At 51.0% G+C, this 19,350-nt stretch carries 12 protein-coding genes; 6 read left to right on the top strand and 6 right to left on the bottom strand.

All coding sequences use genetic code 11. The features are described from left to right. Positions 1 to 14 precede the first annotated feature (14 nt). Together sov and MR847_RS02480 are read right to left on the bottom strand one after the other, a co-directional pair. Positions 15 to 6,794, bottom strand: coding sequence for a T9SS outer membrane translocon Sov/SprA (gene sov, locus MR847_RS02485; protein ID WP_287722856.1), 6,780 nt, complete (start codon positions 6,792 to 6,794; stop codon positions 15 to 17). A 195-nt stretch (positions 6,795 to 6,989) separates the two neighbouring features. Beyond that, a complete protein-coding gene (locus tag MR847_RS02480) occupies positions 6,990 to 8,867 on the bottom strand; it encodes an AIPR family protein (protein ID WP_100425199.1) in 1,878 nt (625 codons plus the stop codon). A gap of 413 nt (positions 8,868 to 9,280) precedes the next feature. On the opposite strand from MR847_RS02480, the gene MR847_RS02475 reads away from it, so the two are divergent. The 3 genes from MR847_RS02475 to MR847_RS02465 all read left to right on the top strand — a co-directional run bounded on the left by MR847_RS02475 (position 9,281) and on the right by MR847_RS02465 (position 12,579). Then, positions 9,281 to 10,339 (top strand): MBL fold metallo-hydrolase, encoded by a 1,059-nt coding sequence (locus tag MR847_RS02475; RefSeq protein WP_287722855.1) that lies wholly within the window; start codon positions 9,281 to 9,283, stop codon positions 10,337 to 10,339. A gap of 130 nt (positions 10,340 to 10,469) precedes the next feature. Then, entirely contained in the window at positions 10,470 to 11,222 is a 753-nt protein-coding gene (locus MR847_RS02470) for a leucine-rich repeat domain-containing protein (protein ID WP_100425201.1), read from the top strand. Position 11,223: 1 nt separating this feature from the next. After that, positions 11,224 to 12,579 (top strand): S41 family peptidase, encoded by a 1,356-nt coding sequence (locus MR847_RS02465; protein WP_287722854.1) that lies wholly within the window; start codon positions 11,224 to 11,226, stop codon positions 12,577 to 12,579. On the opposite strand, the gene MR847_RS02460 is transcribed toward MR847_RS02465, so the two are convergent. Next, positions 12,580 to 13,800, bottom strand: coding sequence for a M23 family metallopeptidase (locus MR847_RS02460; protein ID WP_287722853.1), 1,221 nt, complete (start codon positions 13,798 to 13,800; stop codon positions 12,580 to 12,582). 158 nt (positions 13,801 to 13,958) lie between these two features. After that, positions 13,959 to 14,690, bottom strand: a complete 732-nt coding sequence (locus MR847_RS02455) for an FKBP-type peptidyl-prolyl cis-trans isomerase (protein ID WP_287722852.1) — start codon at positions 14,688 to 14,690, stop codon at positions 13,959 to 13,961. Positions 14,691 to 14,851: 161 nt separating this feature from the next. On the opposite strand from MR847_RS02455, the gene MR847_RS02450 reads away from it, so the two are divergent. The 3 genes from MR847_RS02450 to MR847_RS02440 are packed head-to-tail and all read left to right on the top strand — an operon-like array spanning position 14,852 to position 16,188. Beyond that, positions 14,852 to 15,157 carry a helix-turn-helix transcriptional regulator gene (locus MR847_RS02450; RefSeq protein ID WP_158256979.1) on the top strand — a complete coding sequence of 102 codons (306 nt, stop codon included), beginning with the start codon at positions 14,852 to 14,854 and terminating at the stop codon, positions 15,155 to 15,157. A gap of 30 nt (positions 15,158 to 15,187) precedes the next feature. Continuing rightward, positions 15,188 to 15,904, top strand: a complete 717-nt coding sequence (locus MR847_RS02445) for a zinc metallopeptidase (RefSeq protein WP_100425205.1) — start codon at positions 15,188 to 15,190, stop codon at positions 15,902 to 15,904. Continuing rightward, positions 15,904 to 16,188 carry a hypothetical protein gene (locus MR847_RS02440; RefSeq protein ID WP_146139517.1) on the top strand — a complete coding sequence of 95 codons (285 nt, stop codon included), beginning with the start codon at positions 15,904 to 15,906 and terminating at the stop codon, positions 16,186 to 16,188. Before MR847_RS02445 ends, MR847_RS02440 begins: the two co-directional genes overlap by 1 nt. Positions 16,189 to 16,194: 6 nt before the next feature. On the opposite strand, the gene MR847_RS02435 is transcribed toward MR847_RS02440, so the two are convergent. After that, on the bottom strand, positions 16,195 to 17,505 hold the full coding sequence (locus MR847_RS02435; RefSeq protein ID WP_287722851.1) for a segregation and condensation protein A: 1,311 nt from the start codon (positions 17,503 to 17,505) through the stop codon (positions 16,195 to 16,197). A gap of 1 nt (position 17,506) precedes the next feature. After that, a complete protein-coding gene (gene glmS, locus MR847_RS02430; RefSeq protein WP_106520002.1) occupies positions 17,507 to 19,339 on the bottom strand; it encodes a glutamine--fructose-6-phosphate transaminase (isomerizing) in 1,833 nt (610 codons plus the stop codon). Positions 19,340 to 19,350 lie beyond the last annotated feature (11 nt).

Below are 19,350 nucleotides of genomic sequence, written 5' to 3'. Positions count from 1 at the left end.
CACCTTTCTTTCGACTAGTTGAACCTCAACATCAAAGCGATTTCAAACGAAAGGATCTGTTCCGTGTGGGCGGTTTCATCATCGAGTTTTTCATGGATCTGGCGGTATTCGACGTAAGCGCTCACGCTCGCCATTTTGTTGAACTGATAGCCGGCGCTAGGACGGACGAACCATTCATGCACTCGCGACGGAACCGTACGATCGGTCTTTTCGAGTTTCGGGAAGTACACGGTATAATCGTTTCCTTCTATCGTCCACTTCTTGTAAACGCCATCCGTTCCGCTTTCTTTATCCCACGGATCGTAACCGGGTTCCGGTTCATAGGTATCACGAATCGTCTTTTTGTATTCGTAACCAGCGGTCAATCGCAAATCGATGTCATTCTTAAGCTTGAAGTACCACTTCCAGAACTGGAATCCGCGCTTTGTCTTGAGCGGGTAAGAAATCGTCAAATCATTACCCACGTTGTAGCCGTAATCCTTGTACAGCGCCGTGTGAATCCAAGGCGTGTAGAAGTACTTCGTCGTATCCGTCTCGTCGACAACCGTATTCGGCCAGTTCGTTTGCGAAATCACTTCCATTTTCGGACGGCGGTCGGTAAATTCGAGTCTTAAGAATGTATTGTCTTCAATGCGAATGTTCTGCTGTGTCAGGAAGCTAATGCGGATAAGCGGATTAAAGTTCCACGTCGTCGTCCAAGAATCTTCAGCGCTCTGGAAAGGCTTTACAGAGCGCGTGTACGTGTAGTCCACACGGTGCATCGTACTCACGCTGCGAAATCCGTTCAAGAAGCCAACGCGCTGCGAGAAGTTCGGAACCGTTATGCCCACGCCCCACTTCGGCCAGACAATCACCGAGTCCGTGTACAGCGGATATTCACGGGACTGGCTAAAGTTCTGCTTCCACTGCATATCTGCAACAACGCCTATGCTCCAGATCGGAAGCGTAAAGCCCGTCGAAAGATTCAGCGTACGGTCGACGCTGTGCGTAAAGTTACCCTGGTAAACGAGAGTGTCCACATGCGAATTGCGGTATTCCGCAAAGCCCGTGTAATCGTTACGATGATCAAGGCCCATATCACCCGAAACAATGTTCCAAATTCCACGATTTCGGTAGCCGTTTCCAATACCCAAGCCGTACAAGTAATACTGCAACGGCGTCACACCCTGCTCTTCATACAACTGCGAAAGGGTAAAGTTTTCACCCACCGTCGAAAGGTCCACCGTCCAAGTCGCCTTCACATCGCGCCAGCGGAGCTTTTCAAAGAAGCTCTGTGCCGCATTCTTGTCGCCAAAGAGCTTCAAGAATTCCACCAAGCGGAACGACGGGGCAAATTCAAAACGGTTCGTCTGGGAAATCGTCCAGTAATTCTTATCGACCGTCGTCGCATCGTAAAGATTGTATTCATCCGGGATCGTCTTCTGCTGCTTAAAGGAAGACGTAAACGCAAACGTCATCGGAAGGAACGGAATAATCGCCGGGGAGAACGTCGTCTTGAACTGCTGCGTACGGGAACGTTCGTTCTTCAATATACCGTAAGAACGTCCGTATTCCCTGCGGCCCACACTATCGACCTTGTAATAGACCGTGCTGTCGTACAGAATCTTGTACGTGCTCGGATCGTCCATGTCGATAAGAGAGGTATCGCCTTCGGCGCTTACGACCGCCACTGTATCGTACGGAATTACGACGACGCTATCCGGGGAAACGTAGATTTTGCGATCGGTATGATCAAAATCAAAGATGTCGTCTACGGCAAACAAGCCACCGTTTTTCGTCGTCCAGAAATTTTCCTTCGCAAAATCTTTCTGGTCGCCACCGCCGAACATGTCACGGGTAATGTTCAAACTGTAACTTGTCGTGAGGAACGGGAAGATGTTCCAACGGATGTTTGCCTTATGTGTCAAGTCGATCGTATAAGTCGTCGACTTTTCCACCTGAGGTTCCGCAAAATCCGGATCGCGTTCCTGGTTCACATAGCGGATATAGTTCAAATCGAAAAGGGTCAAGTCCACCGTCTGCGGCCACGGTTCAAACGAAGCGTCGGCAAAGCTCTTTGCCCAGGCGGATTTTTTCAAGAAGTCGAACGGCTTGTAATTAAAGCGGCTGAACGTACCGAGGCTATACTCGATAATCGTGTGGTAAGAATAGGTCGAGTCAGCCGCTGTCGTCGAACGGGATTCCGTTTCCGTGTAGCTGTAACTCCAAGCCAGACGTTCGAGGAAGATTTGGGAGAGCACTTCCTTGATCGGGCTTGACTGCATCTTGTAATCTTTACTGTAGCTGAAGCTGAAGCGTCTTGTGCGGTTAAAGGACTGGTAGCCTTGAGATTCCGCATTCGAACGGAGCTTTTCTTCGTCATCCGCATTTTCCACGACGAGCTTTCCATCCCAAACGTCCTTGGCAAAGTCGCCCAGATTATCGTGCGAAAGTTCCAGATCATCGGTCGGCTTCAAGTACGGACGTTTCGTGGTACTGCTGTAGCCCACGCTCATCGGCATGTGGAAGCCTTCGTCATCCGGAAGGAACTTGTTCCAATTCACACTTGCGTCGGCCGCAAGGTCCAGCGTCGATGCCGCATCCGAAAGCGCTGGTTTCGGAGAAGTTCCCGTCGTCGAAAGCGTCGCAAAGTTTCCGTCCTGATAACGGGCAGAAGCCGACACAGAAAGGAAGTCCGCAAAGTTCGCCTGCCCCGCCGTTCTAAAGGCGTAGCCCCAATCGGTATCCATCTCCGAAAGGCGCAAGTCGTCAATCCAGAATTCACCTTCCAAGTCCGCCGGCGAAGCATCTTCGTCCGCAATAATCACAAAGCGAATCCAGTCCACGGAAGTCGTCGAAGGATTACCGACAAGCTTCAAGACTTCTTCACGGTCACCGCCGATCGAATCCACCACCGCATCCAAATACGGCGGACGACGTCCCTTCTTCAAATTCGAGAACGCAGAAAGCTTTTGGGCAAAGGCGTTCGCAAGCCAGTTTCTTTCATGGCAGTCCGCTTCCCGTTCCGCCGCCGTACAGTTGATTTTGACCGGCCTAAAGCTCCATTCGTAATAGTCCGTCGAACCGTCCAAAGAACCTTCACCGAACTGCAACGCAAATCGCACCGGCGTCTTCGAAGCTTCCGTTTCGTAATGGATTTCCATCTTCAACATCTTGTACTTCGTCAGGTCCTTTTCGTCCGTATCGAAGACGCGCGTCGCTCCCACGGACTGTCCCGGAGAAAGGTTCTGGTACTTGAGCACAAGAGCCGTTTCCTTGAGAGCCGCATTCGTTTCCGCATCGCGTTCCGTCGCCGTGTTCGGACTCTTGTAATAGGTTCCCGAATTTTCACGATTGTTCAAGGTCGAAACGTTCAGGTAAGTCGTATCGGAGCTCGACGTTTCCGCCTTGATTTCCACTTCGCTACCGTCCACGATAGCGGTTTGCGAATTGCCCGAAGACGTCGTTTTGAACTTGCTCGCAACATCGGAAGTTTGCCAAGAGTTGCCCATCACGCCTAGGTTCACAATCTGTACCTTGGCTTCTGCGACTCCGTTGTTGATTTTACCCATCCAAAGTCTCGAGAACTGAGCCTGGGCGAGAATCGTTAAATAGCTTTCACCCGTTGCCGAAACAATCGTATCGAACTGGTCGAGAGGAATCTTCCACTTGCGCCAGCCATTCTTGAGAGTTTCAAAGTTTGCATCATCTTCATCGGTCAAATCGATGCGGTAACGCACAAAGCTAATGTCCGTATCGAGAGAACCGTTCTTGTTGATATCTTCCGTATCGTAAGCGCGTGTGCCCGCGTTGCCTTCCGTACCGTTAATCGAAACCGGCGGATCGCTTTCGTCATCGAGATCGTCATCAAAATTATCACGGGCAATGTCCGTATTCGTCGCATCGGAGTTTGCGCTTGTCTTGGTCGTGCTCACGCAGCCGTTCATGCGGCAGTCCCAAATGGTGAGCGTTTCTTCCGAACCGGAAACTCCGTCCAAGCCCTTATCGTGCAAAGCGGTCGTCGTACCCAAATCGTTTTCACCGTCGTATTCGCCGTTCGGAGCTTCTCCGTTTATCGAAAGGTCTTCGCTCACAAGGCCCAAATCCAGATAAAGGCTTCCGACGTTACCACGGGCCACGACTTCCACATAGCGCATATCGCTCAAGTCTTGGTAGTAACTCGAGTTCGGACGCATGACACCGCCCCAGCTGTTGCCCGCCAAATTGTCATTCGGGCGAAGCGTCATCTTGAGCACGGTCAAACGCTGATTGTCCACATCGCTGTTGCCAACGGTCGGATAAATGTTCTTGTACAGCACCGAGTTGTTGCTGTGCCAAATAAATTCACCCTTGTGCTTGTAATCCTGATTTTCAATGTATGTGCTCGGCCCCGTATCCACACCGCCCGGAGGAGAAGCCGGATACCAGGAAAGGCGCGTCAGCGGATACACAAGTCCCGATTCACTCGATTCAAAGTCTTCAAGGAGAGCCGTCTGATCGCCGCTTGTGTTCGCATTGTGATAGCTGCTTGCAAATTCCGTTTCAAAGCGCCAGTTCGAAGTCGCCTTCGTGTCGATGCCCGGAATCATGTTCACAAGGTCCGTCATCCACTGCGTCGTATCCTGCAAGCGCAGGTTCATGCCCCAGAGGAAGCTCGAATACGGTTCGCTGCCGAGCGTCGGCGTGCTCGCCGTCGTGCTCTGGCTCTTGTAAAGTGCCGTAATCCCGAAGAGAGAACCTTCGCCGAATCCGTAACGGGTCAGCGGAAGCTCCGCTCGGGCACCGAGCAAAACCTTGTTGTCGATTTCAAACAAAGGCTCGCATTCAAATTCGACCGTGATTTCCTTGTTCGGGTCGAGAGCCGTTTCGCTCAAAAGTTCAATTGTACCCAGCTCATAGTTCACATCGTAGTCCACGCCACGCGTCAAAACCGTCGAACCGGACTTCAGCTTTTCAGAGCCCTCCGAAATGTCCATACAGCTTCCGGAGTTCACCGAATAACTCGAACTCGGATCGCGGACGCTGATCACCGAATTTCTTCTCTTACCGACGCTTTCAAAGTAGAAGCGGTTCGTGAACTTCGTACCAAGGTTGGAAACCGGAAGCGTATAAAGCTTTGCCATGGCCGCCGAAGAGTCCACGTTGCGGAACGGTTCCAAGCAGTTTTCACGTGCACGTGCCGAAGAGTTCGCCCCCGAATACCATGACAGCGGACGGCAAGGCAGCCACATTTCACCCGTGTAAGAACCGGAAGCGTCCTTCTTAAAAATCGTAGCATCGCCCGTGAGAATCGTGTTCGTCGTCGTGTCCAAAAGACCGAGAGTCTTCAAATACGTTCCAGAAACTCCCGCCTTATTCTTAGCACGCAAGACAAAGCTCGAAGCGCTTTCATCGGAAATGCCAATCGAATAAACATTGCGAAGCATCAACTTGTCAATGTCCGTCAGTTCCGAAAGGGTCGCGTCCCACTGGATCAAAACCACACGAGATCCATGCGAAATCGTTGTTCCCATGCGACCCGTTCCGTCATCAGACCAGCTGGCCGCAATCAGCGTATTCTTGGAAGCGCCGAGAACCTTCACAATACCCGTCTTGCTGTCGTAAGAATAATCGTTCGAAGACATCGGCACCAAGCGGTCGATGACCTTTTCGATCCGCGCACCGCTCGTGGTCGTATAGACGGCTGTCACCTTTTCCACCACGTCCGTCGTCGTATTGGTCGGTGCGCGTTTGTAAAGCTTCAGATTCGTCGCGGTATAGTTCGAAGTGCTACGTCCCGCAAGTCCATTGCTGATGTAGTTATCGCGGGCTTCATGATTTAAGAAGTAGTAACGGTAAGCGATGAACTGCTTGTCCTGGATCTGAAATTCCGTCGTACTCGAACTTGCGTTGATTGTGTACTTTTCCTGACTTCCACCGTCCTGCGAAGCAATCGTCGTAAGCCACCAGTCGCCGAGCTTCCATTCCGCCTTGATACCGAAAAGGCCCTTGTGGTTTTCCGAATAACCGGTGAGTTCCGTACCCGGCAAAGCGAGGGAAGTCGTACCAGCTTCAATGCGCTGCAGAATGTAGTCTTCGAATTCATCCTTGTAAGATTCTTCGTAAACGACGCGGATCTGGTTCTTCGCCCCGAGACCGCTTTCCACGTTATTCACTTCCACCGTGATGTACGGACCGATCTTACCCTTCACCATGAAACTCGGGTCATAGGAAAGCGTCGGGCTCGGGAACAGATTGTCCTTCGTGCTACCCGGAGCATCATCCTTTTCACCGCGGCCCGAAAGACGGATGTCCATCGTACCCTGCAGCATAAGCTTCGGCTTGTCAAAACCAAAATCCTTCATCCAGGAAGGCATGTTGATTGGAATATCGATATCGTAAAGCGTGCCGGACTCCGGTTCGGAGTACCCACCGCTGCTCTGGCCCGCAAAAGAGTTGGTCCACAGGCGGTTAAAGCCCGCCGCATACATATCCGTCACATAGGTCGCGATTTCCGGATAGTTCGAAGACCAGAGTTCCATCGTGTCACGGCTCAGCGGATTCACGTAACTCTTCTTCACTTCCATTTCACGATTTTCAAAATCAATGTTGTGCTCGTACTTTTCGTTACGAGGCGGCTTCATTAACGAAGAACTCTGGCCGATACCGCTCTTCGGGGCAATATCCGAAAGAGGCGTCACATTGGGGGGAAGCGGAATGTATTGGACCGCGCTATTCGCGGAACTCGAAGAATTTTTGGATACAGTGGAATCCGCCGTCTCCTGTGCAGAAGACAGTGCAGCTAAAAGCGTAAAGACGGCTAAAAGCCTTTTCATCCTAAACCATATCCGGCATCATTTTCACTCTGGTGGCAAAGTGCATTTAAAATACAGAAACGCCCTTTTACAACCCACACAATGTCGGTAGAAAGTAATAAAATTTTCACGTCAAAATGGGCGACCTATCCGAGAATGCGACAAAAAGAAAGGCCCGAATCACTTCGAACCTTTTCTTGAATCTATGAATTCCGGTTACTTGAGGAACATATCGATGTCGCCCAAGCACTTTTCCCAAGACTTATCCTTCGCAACAAGCATCTGCATGATCTTGTCGTAAGTCGCGGTCGTGCCGAATCCCTTCCAAAGACGACGTTCGACATTTTCACCCGAATCCTTGTCGATCGTGGTGATTGTATCGTAGTAATCCTTGTTATCCTTGAATTCGCTGACGAGAATCGACTTGAGATAGTCGCTGTAGATGCGGGAAGCATATTTGAGAAGCGAATCATTGAAGTCGAGTTCGTTTGCCACGAGATATTCGAAATCCTGAATCGGATTGCCGTAAACGAGCCAGTGGCGAAGGGCGATAGCCACGACCACGTCACGCACAGCACTGCGGAACAGGAACTTGTCTTCCAAGCGACCGTTCCACGTAATCTTCGTGAGCGGGTTGCCGTCATTCGCTTCAATCGATACGCCCTTGCCCGGAACCACGTTGCGGATCTTGATCGGCAGACGGGTCAAAAGCTGCCAAGCCTTCGTAAAGGCGATCGTCTTGCGAACGAAATCACGTTCCTTGTCCGGCGCCACACGGAGGAAGGCACCGAAGCAGTGCTGATAAAGGCTTTCCTTATCGAAAATGCAGTCGCTCGAACGGCTTTCCGAAATTCTACCGTCCATCATAAAGAGCGTCTTTGCAAGTTCCGGGCGCATACGCACTTCAAGCTTACGGGTACGGGCTTTCAGGCGCACACCGTCCTTGTAAACGTAAGTGAAGCCTTCTTCCTGGTAACGCTGCCAAATGAAGAACTGCAAATCGTCTGCAGCACGGAGATGGTAGCTGAACACCGGGTTCTGACGGTTGTTAGCCATCGTCACCTGACGGAGGAAGGACTCGGCTTCCGGATACGGAACCACGACCTTCACGAGCACGAACGGGTTCACCGGATTCTTGCTCTTCTTGAAGTACTGCTCGTAAGTAAAGAGAGACTGGGCTCCGTTGATAATCTTCGGACGTTCAATCTGCAAAACCTTCTTGCCATCGCGATCCTTCAAACGCAGGTCATCGCCCGTGAGGGTCATACCGTTGTGGAGGAACGGGAAGTCGCTTGCGTCGTTCGCTTTTTCCATTTCCTGGAAAGCGTCGATCAAAGCGGCGTTCGTATGGGTCAAGTTACCGAGGTAAGTACGGATGTTGCTCGAAACGATCGCCATGTTGTGCTTCGTCTTGAGGCGCTTACCGAGGGTCTGGTGATAATCGAAAATTGTACGGATCGGGCAAAAACCGACAAAAAGTTCACCGCTCTGGCTTGTCATGTGAAGCGGTTCGTCCTGCATCACAATATCGAGCTTGTCGTCATTATTGCGGAAATCCTTGGCGAGGTCATCGTGTTCTGCGCGGATTTCGAGCTTAGCGTGGATATCGGACTTCCAGATGTTGAGCTTGCGACGCATATCCTTCAAGGTGCGTTCCATTTCAGCATCGGTCACATAGCGGCTGGAAAGCGTGCGGAGAACCGTAATTTCGAGGGTTTCCATGTACGGACGGCTGGCCGGCTGTTCGTCTTCTTCTTCCGGGGCATCCATCTTGACGACATCCCACGGGTCCGCTTCTTCGCGAAGCGACATGAAGAACGGATTATCCGGGTCGCTCGTGCGGAAAACAGCAATCTGGAGCTGCTTCAAATCGTGGTTCAGGTTGTGCATGACCTTTTCGAGCGGGGTCGTTTCGTCGATGAAAATGAAAACTTCAAGGAAGCCCTGGGAATACTGGAAGCCGTGGAAACAACCTTCTTCATCTAAATTGAGATGTCTCAACGCCTTAATGCGATCCGTCGGATCGTTCGGGTTCAAGCTGAGCAAACTGGCTACGAATGAAAGTCTACGTTCTTGCGCTTTCGTTAATTCCATTTTATTCCTCTAATTAGCTCCTGATATGGAGTTTCTGATATCCATATACATAGATAATTAAAATATTACTTCTTTTCGAGCTTTTACACCAAAAAATATTGTTTCAAAATTTTTACATTCACTTTTAGGTCTTTTCACCGTAAACGCCCTCTCTTTTTCTGAAACAATGTTGCAGGTGCAAATCCATTCGAAAATCCGCTTCACCTAGAGTACACTCCAAGCATTTCGATTAAAAGATAGAAAATCCAGCCCTCTAAATAGACAAATTTCGTCAAATTTTTCCGACATTTTTCCCGGATTCGACAAATTAGGCATTTTTGTGACTGAAAGGGCATTTGGGACGGCTGAACGGGGCTGATTTTTTTGCAATTCGTCGGGGTTCTTTATAGTTTAGGAATATGCGGTCTTTGAGATTGATTCCTGAACTCCTGACGGCACTCGGTATCGTTACGAGTGCCGTTTCTTGTACTGGACAATCCGCAAGCGTCGACCTCCGGGGTCCTTTACCCCCGCACCACCTTCCCGACGGCCATTTTCGAAATATCGACACCTCCGTCGCCCCGATCCGCGACACCATGGAAGTGGATTCCCTCGTTCCCACCCACCGCACCGAAGTGTACCGCCTCCCGGTTGTACGCGGTAATGAAGAACTCTGGGAAGACTCTACCGCAAGCAGTGCTACTTGGATCGGGCACGCCACCTATTATATCAAACTTCAGAACTTTGGAATCCTCGCCGACCCGATCTTTAGCGACCGGGCATCCCCCGTCCAGTTCCTTTTTGGCCCCAAGCGCGAAACGCCGCCTGGACGTGACCTCGATTCCCTGCCCAGAGTGGACCTCGTCCTGATTTCGCACGACCATTATGACCATTTGGACCGTGGAAGCATCAAGGATATCCACAAAAAATGGCCAAAATGCATCTTTGCGGTTCCGCTTAAAGTCGCCGAAATCATCGAAGACTGGGGAGTTTCCCGGTCGCAAATCGTGGAACTCGACTGGTGGGAAGAGGCGACCGTCCAAAAGGTGCACCTGACCTTTGTCCCGGCACATCACACGAGCCGTCGGGGAGCCTTTTCTTCGAGCCGAAATTCCACGCTTTGGGGCGGATGGATACTCGAATTTGGTGAAAAAAAGCTCTGGTTTGCAGGCGATATCGCCATGGGAGACGGATCCTATTACAAGGCGATCGCCCAAAAATTTGCCCCGGTCGATGTTGCCTTTTTACCGATTGGCAGTTACAAGCCATCCCGCTATACCCGCGTGCATGTGAGTCCGCGACAGGCCGCCCAGCTGCACCTGCTCGTCGGTTCCAAGAAGAGCCTTGCCATGCACTGGGGAACCTTCAGCATGGTGTACGAACGTTTAGAAGACCCGCCCAAGGACCTCGCACGAGCAAGAAAAGAATTGAACATTCCGGATTCGAGCTTCCTTGTGCCGCAGTTCGGGGAAATTATTCCTCTGTTTCGCTGATTTTCGCCAAAAAATCCAAAATCATTCCAAATTGGACTAATAATTGAAACCTCTTATCCAAAGATTTGAGCAAAAACGCCTTGGATTTTTTGCAAAAATGCTATCATTTTCTAAAAATGGAGTTAGCTTTATGAACATTCTCGAAGTAATTGCAAAAGCGAAAGCCGAAAAGGCGAAGAAGTTGGACTTGTCAGACATGCACCTGCGTCTCCTCCCGCAGCAATTGTTCGAGCTCGAAGACTTGGAAGAACTCGTCCTCGACCAGAACTTGCTCGTAGAACTTCCCGATGAAATCGGACGTCTCCAGAACTTGAAGAGTCTCTCGGTCAGCGAAAACGACCTGATGGAACTCCCGGAAACCGTCGCCGAGCTGTCGAAACTCGAAAACCTCTACCTCGGCTACAACAGCCTTTCCGAAATTCCGAAGGCGCTCGGCAAGCTCACCCTCCTGAAGAAGGTGAACATAGCCCGTAACCAGCTCCTTGACATCCCGGAATCGATCGGCAACTGGACCAAAGTGGAAAAGCTTTCCCTGCACGACAACATGCTCGCGAAGATTCCGGAATCGATCGGCAACATGAAGGGCCTTGAAAAACTCTACCTCGACAACAACGAACTTGCGACTCTCCCGGCAAGCCTCGGCAACCTGGAAAACCTCGAAGTGCTGATGGTCTCCGGCAACAGCCTCGTTTCTCTTCCGACCGCCCTTGGCAACTTGAAAAAGCTGCACGAACTTGTGCTTGACGAAAACGAACTCGACTCCATTCCGGAAGAACTCGCCGAATGCGATTCCCTGAGATCGCTTTCCATTGCCAACAACCCGCTTTCCGGTTCCCTGCCGAAAGCCCTCGTCACAAAACAAGGTCTTCAGATCGATTCGTAATATGAACGTTTCAAAAAAACTTCTCCCTGTTATTTTTAGCGCCGCTATCGCGGCGTCTTTTTTAGGATGTTCTTCCGACACCATTTCCCCTGTCGAAGACACTTCCGGAGCAAGCTCCGAGCTTAAAACAACTTACAGCATGCTCTATTACTATTACTACCTCGCAGACACGGAACTCGGCGAGCTTAGCACTTACGTCGACAATCCGTTGAACGTCTACATCAACCCCGCCTATGCCGACGTCGCAGATGTCATCACCATGTTCTATGCAATGAGTGACAAGCTGACCCGCTACTTCCCAAGCGCATATTACGAAAGCCTCGTCCAGCTGCTGACCGAATCCGACGTAAAAAGCAAATCCTTCGGTATGGAAGTGGATTCGAGCCTTGGCGTGAAATACGTTTACAAGGAAGGCCCGGCGGTTTCTGCGGGCATCCAAAAGCGAGACCACATTCTTGCCGTGGACGGAAACCAGTTTGAAACTTTGAGCGAACTAGACAGCTATCTCGAATCCATTGAAAACAGGGATTCATTCCTGTTCTCTCTCGAACGCGACAATCTCACTTACGAAGTTTCCATGACGCGCACCCAGCTGAACGTGCCGACCGTTTACGTCGATACCCTCAGCGATGTTCCTATTATCCGCGTGACGGAATTTACGAATACGACAAACGGCTATGAAGACGAAGGAACTCTCCGCGAATTCAAAGACGCACTGGAAGCAACGGCAGGAGCAAACTCCACCATTCTCGACCTGCGCGGAAATGGCGGCGGCTACGTTTCGATTTGCACCCAGATGGCGGGCGAACTTTTAAGCAACAACGACACCATCATTTACGAAAGGTCCTGGGAGCCTGAGCACAATCGACGAAGTGATAACACGACCGGCTACTTGGCAAGCGGCGACGGCATCGGTAAAGGGCGTTATTACGTTTTGATGCTCGATTCGAACAGCGCCAGCTGTTCGGAAATTTTCGCAGCCGCATTGACTTCGAACCTCAAGACGCCTATCGTAGGAACGAACAGTTTTGGCAAGGGCATCGGCCAGCTTTACCTGACCACCGAAACGAAGGGCATTTGCGGTATTACCTCGGTCCTTTTCTACGACAAGGACGGTTTCAGCTACCACACCTATGGTTTTGTTCCAGACATTTACGAACCCGATAGCCTTGAAGCGTTGAACAAAGCGGTGGAACTTGCGAAAACAGGTTCTTATTCAAGAACCGAAGGATACAGTTCCGAAATGCAACCGTACTGGGCTTCGCCGAAAACGCTCGGCAAAAAGTCCACCTCGATTGACCCGGAAGAATACATGCAAGACGCTTTGCGCGGCCTTGCGATTGTGGACTTCAAATAATTATTTCGAAACGACCTGCTGTTTAACTTTGACGGTCGAGCCTTCAATTGTCTGAGGCTCGGTCGATTCGAGCTTTTCCAAATTCTCGCGAATGCCTGCGATCTGTTTGGTGAGACGCGCCATACGTTCGCCCTGGAGCTTCGGCGTCGCGATCATCGTTTTAGACTTCGGATTGATCCACTGTCCCTTCGCATTCTTAAAGCCTAAGTGTAAATGCGGACCCGTGCTGCGACCTGTACTGCCCACACGCCCGATTACCTGACCGCCCGTCACCTGGGCGCCGACGCCCACTCCGCGGGAGCTCAAGTGCATGTAATAGCTGACGGAATTATCCGCATGGCGAATCGCAATTTTATTTCCGCTGTACTGGTCATAACCGGAGACGACGACCTTTCCCTTTGCCACTGCATAAACGGGCGAACCCTTAGGGCTGCCGTAGTCGATACCGTAATGCATTTTACGAACGCCTGACACCGGATGCGTGCGCGTACCGAACGGGCTTGTGATGTGCAAGCGGTCAAGCGGATAACGCAGGCCGTCAAAAATCAGAGCTTCACCATTTTCTGTATAGTGGGCGTTGTAGGTACTCTTCGGGTCCGGGTCGTTGTATAGGAACGCTTCGTGATGGCCGACGACGCGACCGTCGAATTCTGCATAAAGAACCTTTCCCGAAATCCAGATGCTGTCCTTGTAAAAGGATTCTTCGAGCATGATGCGGAAACGGTCACCCGGCTGCACGCTGGAGAATGGAATTTTGCACTGGAGAACGCCCGCGACAACGCCCGACATGCGAGCGGGAATGCCGACGGAAATGAGCGTACCGTGCAAAGTACCCCCTTGAACGATATGGCCCGAAAAAATGGACTGCTTGACAGTCAAAGGCTTTTCGACAAGCTTGTATTCAAACTGCTTTGTCGTCGGATTTTTAAAAAGCAAATGAACGACCGAAGGGTTCGGCGAAAAGCGGAAAACCTGAGTTGCGCCATTTGCGTCTTTGGCGACATGAAATTTTTGCCCTACACGTAAGTTGGAAAGTTCGACGCTGTCCTGGAGGGCGAGCACGATTGCGCCACGGTCATTGCGTTCAACGCCCAAACGTTCGAGCACCTGGTAATAGCCTTCGTTTTTGCGAACGGTATCCATCAAAACGGTCAGCGACTGCGGACGGTTCTTTTCGTATTCCGCAACGGCTTCGTTCGCCATGGAAAGATCTTGTTTCAACGATACGATTTTTTTATCGAGATCTTCTAGTTTCCCAGACTCAAAACAGGCCGTGCAAAAAAAAAGCACGACTCCCAACAGTAGCAGGCAAATTTTATTCATGTCGTTCTAAAATTAAAAAGCCCGCCGTGAAGCGGGACTTTTGAAATAGGGGAGAATTAATGCGCCGAAGCAGCCGGAGCCTTCACGCCGAGCAATTCCACTTCGAATACGAGGAGGCTGTTGCCCGGAATCATGGGCTGACGACCGTTCGGACCGTAACCGAGATTGCTCGGAATCCAAGCTTCGACCTTGGTGCCGACCTTCATCGTCTTGAGAAGTTCGGTCCAGCCCGGAATCACAGCCTTCACCGGGAATTCAGCCGGCTGTCCACGCTTGATGGAGCTGTCGAATTCTTTACCGTCCAGGAGCTTGCCTGCATAATGGACTGTCACAATGGAAGAATCGGTCGGGATTTCGCCCTTCCCTTCGGTAATCACCTTGTACTGAAGACCGCTTTCGGTAGTGATCACGCCTTCAGCCGTCTTGTTCTTAGCGAGGAAAGCTTCTTGGTCGGCCAAGTTCTGGGCAGCCACAGCGCTGTCCTTCGCAATCTTCTTATGCTGAAGCTTCTGGGAGAATTCGTTCAAAACTGCGATCACCGCGGAGTCGTTTAAAAGATACTTGGAACTATCCTGGTAATAACGATCCTTGAAGCCCCGGAAGAACGCATCAAGATCGAGTTCAATCGAGTCACGTGCAACGAGCTGGCCATGAGCCTGCATGCCGAAGTTGGCACCGAGAGCATAGCTGTAGTTATCCTTTTCCGTCACCAAAGCGGACTTGTCACCGATTTCATTGCAACCGGCGAGAAAAGCGGCGCAAAGGCCGAGAGCGATCCATTTTTTCATTTTAGTATCCTTTTGCGAATCAATTTCGTGTGCCAATAAGATAAAATTTTTGAGAAAGAGAGACCTCTAGGAAATGTCCATTTCTGTCAAAAATCAGCCTCCAAAATCTTGTCACTTATCGGTTGCAGGATTTTTTGGGCATTTTGATACCATTGGGAGTGATGACTGAACGCCCGCTCGCCAATCGCATCTTAAGAGATGTCCTGATTTATCTTCGTAAGGAACAGAATATTAGTCAAGAGACCTTGGCCAAGTTGAGCGATGTATCCAGAACCCATATTTCCCGACTAGAGACCTGTGCGGAATCCGCCACTCTCGAAACCCTTTCTAAAATTCTCCAGGGAACAGGCACATCGTGGGAAACATTTGGTGCGCTGATGGAGCAAATGCAACAAAAACAGCTCGGAAACAGCCCTTTATCCATGGTTGCGGAGCCCAAGGGGCCTCACTGGAGCGAAAAATTGTAATTTGAGAGGGTCATAAAGGAGATTTGACCTATGATGTTCGACCCTATTTATATGGGCATTTTGCTCTTTACTCTCGCGATTTCCGGAATCGTTTCGGCAATGGTGAAATCCCGATTCAATGCGGGCCAGAAAGTACGAATTCAAAGTGGACTGACCGGGGCTGAAGTCGCTTCGGCGATTCTTGCAGACGCAGGCATCTTTGACGTACGCATCCAGGAAACACGCGGTTTCCTTTCGGACTATTATAATCCGATGGACAAGACGTTAAACCTTTCGAGCGAGGTTTTTCACGGTCGCAGTGCAAGTTCTGCAGGCGTTGCCGCGCATGAAGTCGGCCACGCGATTCAGCACGCACAGAATTATTTTCCGATGTGGCTCCGTTCCGCGATTGTACCGGCGGCGAACATCGGTTCGAATCTTGGACCGTGGCTCGTGATTCTCGGTATCATTATATCGGCAGGAAAGCCCATCATTGGAACAAACATAGCGACAATCGGCGTTTTGCTGTTCGGTATTGCGACGCTCTTTTCGCTCGTGACCGTGCCTGTGGAATTCGATGCATCTTCCCGTGCCAAGAAGTGCCTTGCCCGTTTGAACATTCTCGCTCCGGGTCGTGAACGCGATGTGGTTGCAGGCGTTTTGTTTGCGGCCGGGCTCACCTATGTAGCGGCTGCCGTTTCCTCGATTCTGCAGCTTCTTTACTGGGCGCTGCGAGCAGGGCTTTTAGGCGGAAGGAGTGATGACTAGTGGCAAGCTCTAGACTGGAAATCGAATGCCCCATGTGCCACGGTATGATCATCATCGACCGTGATACGGGAAAAATCCTGGAGCATCAGGCAGTCCAAAAGAAAAAGCAATCCTTGGAAGAATTCCTTGTCAAGGAAAAAACGCGCACCGAAGATTTGGATAAAAAGTTCGCCGAAGCGCGAGAACGCGAAAAGAACCGTCTTTCGGAAATCGAAAAGAAGTTCCAGGCTGCGAAAAACAATCCGAATCTGAAAGATCCGCCACCCAGCATCCAATGGGACTGATTGTCGTTAAAGATTTTCTTCTGCGGAATCGGCGTCGTCCGGTTCCGTTTCCTGTAGGAGCTCTTCCGGAATAGGAGGCTCTGTGTTTTCTGCGAGGCTTGCTGCGATTTCCGCTTCTTCGACTTGAGCGGTAGCTTCATCCAAGGCTTCGTCTTCCGCACGGATTTCGATTTTTTCCTCTTCGACAGAGGCATTCGCCGTTTCAGACGCTTCTCCCGCCTGAGAAGAAGTTTCCAAAGTTTCGGAAGGAGAAACTTCGGAGGGTTCAGAAGAAGGGGCGACATCTGCGGAAGACGTTTCGGAAGGTTCGGCAGGTTCGGAATCCGACTGCCCAGCGTTCAATTCCGCTTCGACAGCGGCCACATCCAATTCACCGTTCAACATCGCCATGATGTCGTCATCCTTAATCGCCTTGCCGTGAGAAGCGAGGAGCGAAGCGGTACGCATCACCTGATCGAGAGTAGCCTGCTGATTATCGTTACGGACAAGTTCACGTTCGCGGAGTTTTTCAAGAATGCCCGGTTTGTATTCGTGTTCCGGTTCGTAAATGCGCGTTTCGTTCGCCATTTCTTCGGCGAATTCCGCGTTGTCTTTTTTGCGGTAAAGCCAAATCGCGCCAAAGAGTTCGCTCTGACGGAACACGACTTCATCGGTCTTGATCATTTCCATCAAAGCCATGAAGGTCACGACCGTGACGATCGGCAACGGATCACGGCCCAGAAGATCTTCAAAGAGGACGCGGCCTTCACGGTGAAGCGTATTCGAAATAAACTGCTGGCGATCTTCAATCGTCACGTCATCGAGTTCAATGTGATGTACGTTTTCGCTGTTGCGCGTCTTGAGCATTTTCTGGTAAGCGCGGAAAAGCTGCCAAATGTTCGCATCGGCGAGCGTGTCTTCTTCGCTTTCCGTCTTTTCCATGCGGCCACGGTAACAAGATCCGAAGTTCTCATTTTCCATGCCCTGCAATTCCTTTGCCACCTGTTTGTAGCGTTGGTATTCGAGCATCTGCTGAATGAGTTCGTCGCGGGAAAGATCGATTTCCGCTTCGTCTTGTTCAGTCCGCTGGTCCTTCGGCAAAAGTTCGCGAACCTTCATCGCCATAAGGCGGCTCGCCATCAGCAAGAAGTCCCCAGCCTGCGAAAGATCCGCCTGGGAAATATCCTTCATCCATTCGAGGTACTGGTCGGTGATTTCCGCAATCGAAATATCGGCGGGCTTCACTTCGCTTTGCTGCACCAGGTACAGCAAAAGATCCATCGGGCCTTCAAATGCACCGATGTGTACCTCGTAAGATTCTGGGGCTTCGTAATTCAAATTATTCCACCGTTACGCTCTTTGCCAAGTTGCGCGGCTGATCAACATCATTTCCGCGGAGCACAGCAATGTGGTAAGCCAAAAGTTGAAGTGGCACACAGGTAATGAGCGGCATCAGCATCGAATTTACCTTCGGCACATAGATGACATCATCTGCATAGTCCGAAAGTTCCGTGCAGTCTTCTGTTGTCACCGCAATGATGCGGCCTCCGCGAGCCTTGATTTCACGCACATTCGAAAGCACCTTGTCAAAAAGGCTGTCCTTCGGAGCGATCACGACGACCGGCATGTTTTCATCGATCAAAGCGATCGGGCCATGTTTCATTTCGGCAGCCGGATAACCTTCCGCATGGATGTAGCTGATTTCCTTGAGCTTCAAGGCGCCTTCCATCGCAACCGGGTAGTTGTAATGACGACCGAGGTAAAGGAAGTTGTGTGCATTCACATACTTCTTCGCGATTTCACGGATCTTGTCTGAAAGCTTTAATATTTCTTCGATCTGTTCCGGAATTTTCGCAATCGCATGGGCAAATTCAATTCCCTGTTCCGCCGACACACGACGTTCGCGTCCGAGTAAAAGAGCAACCATCGCAAGGACTGTCACCTGCGAAGAGAAAGCCTTGGTACTGGCCACGCCGATTTCCGGACCTGCGTGCAAGTAAACCCCACCGTTGCTTTCACGCGCGATCGTCGAACCGACCGCATTGCAAATGCCGAGCACCGTAGCGCCCTTTGTCTGCGCTTCGCGAAGTGCAGCAAGCGTGTCCGCCGTTTCACCGGACTGGGAAATCACAAAGACGAGGGTTCCCGGCTTAATAATCGGATTCCGGTAACGGAATTCCGAAGCATATTCCACTTCGACCGGAACGCCGGCGAGATCTTCGATCAGATATTCACCGACCATGCCTGCATAGTAACTTGTACCGCACGCCGTAATGATGATTCGGTTCAGGTTGCGCAGTTCCAGACGGTTTGCGTCAAGACCGGCGAGCTTTGCCGAACCATCGGCAAAGAGCAGGCGCCCACGCATCGTGTTACGCAGAGCTTCCGGCTGCTCAAAGATTTCCTTGAGCATGTAATGTTCAAAGCCGCCTTTGCTCGCCGCATCCGCGTCAAATTCGACTTCTTCCACGTTGCGGTTTACCGTGTGGCTCGAAACCGTCATAATTTCGTAACCGGTGCGTTTTGCAACGACCACATCGTCGTCGTTCAAATAAACGACCTTCTGCGTGTAATCGACAATCGCCGCCACATCGCTCGCAAGGAAATATTCGCTCTCGCTACCGAGACCTAAAACGAGCGGACTTCCACGGCGTGCACCGATCATCGTTTCCGGTTCATCGGCACAGAGGACTGCAAGGCCAAACGTTCCTTCGAGCTTATTCAGCGTCGCAAGAACTGCCGACTTGAAATCGCCCTTGTAAAGCTTAGCGATCAAATGGGCGATGACTTCCGTATCCGTTTCGGACTTGAATTCGACGCCTTCGGATTTGAGCTTGTTCTTGATCTGGACGTAGTTTTCGATGATGCCGTTGTGTACCACCATGAACTTGCCGTCAAAGCTGACCTGCGGGTGAGCGTTCGCTTCGGAAGGGACGCCGTGCGTTGCCCAACGGGTGTGCGCAATGCCGATGTTTGCGAAGAGAGGATGTTCTTTTAGTTTCTTTTCAAGTTCGACGATTTTACCCGTCGCCTTTTCGAGTTCGAGCGTTTTGTTCGGATGCGCGACGGCGACTCCCGAGGAGTCGTATCCACGGTATTCCAAACGTTTCAGTCCGCTGACGAGAACGCCGATCGCGTCCCGGCTTCCGATGTAGCCAACGATTCCGCACATATTTCCAAACC

Source organism: Hallerella sp. (assembly GCF_022776125.1).
GTDB classification, from domain to species: Bacteria; Fibrobacterota; Fibrobacteria; order Fibrobacterales; family Fibrobacteraceae; genus Hallerella; species Hallerella succinigenes.
The sequence above is the reverse complement of the archived record's forward strand: the minus strand, read 5'-3'. Positions and strand labels throughout refer to the sequence as shown.

What these genes read in the sequence shown, in the direction of transcription:
- sov (WP_287722856.1), bottom strand. Translation starts at nt 6,794, where the DNA reads ATGAAAAGGCTTTTAGCCGTCTTTACGCTTTTAGCTGCACTGTCTTCT.
- MR847_RS02480 (WP_100425199.1), bottom strand. Translation starts at nt 8,867, where the DNA reads ATGGAATTAACGAAAGCGCAAGAACGTAGACTTTCATTCGTAGCCAGT.
- MR847_RS02470 (WP_100425201.1), top strand. Translation starts at nt 10,470, where the DNA reads ATGAACATTCTCGAAGTAATTGCAAAAGCGAAAGCCGAAAAGGCGAAG.
- MR847_RS02465 (WP_287722854.1), top strand. Translation starts at nt 11,224, where the DNA reads ATGAACGTTTCAAAAAAACTTCTCCCTGTTATTTTTAGCGCCGCTATC.
- MR847_RS02455 (WP_287722852.1), bottom strand. Translation starts at nt 14,690, where the DNA reads ATGAAAAAATGGATCGCTCTCGGCCTTTGCGCCGCTTTTCTCGCCGGT.
- MR847_RS02450 (WP_158256979.1), top strand. Translation starts at nt 14,852, where the DNA reads ATGACTGAACGCCCGCTCGCCAATCGCATCTTAAGAGATGTCCTGATT.
- MR847_RS02445 (WP_100425205.1), top strand. Translation starts at nt 15,188, where the DNA reads ATGATGTTCGACCCTATTTATATGGGCATTTTGCTCTTTACTCTCGCG.
- glmS (WP_106520002.1), bottom strand. Translation starts at nt 19,339, where the DNA reads ATGTGCGGAATCGTTGGCTACATCGGAAGCCGGGACGCGATCGGCGTT.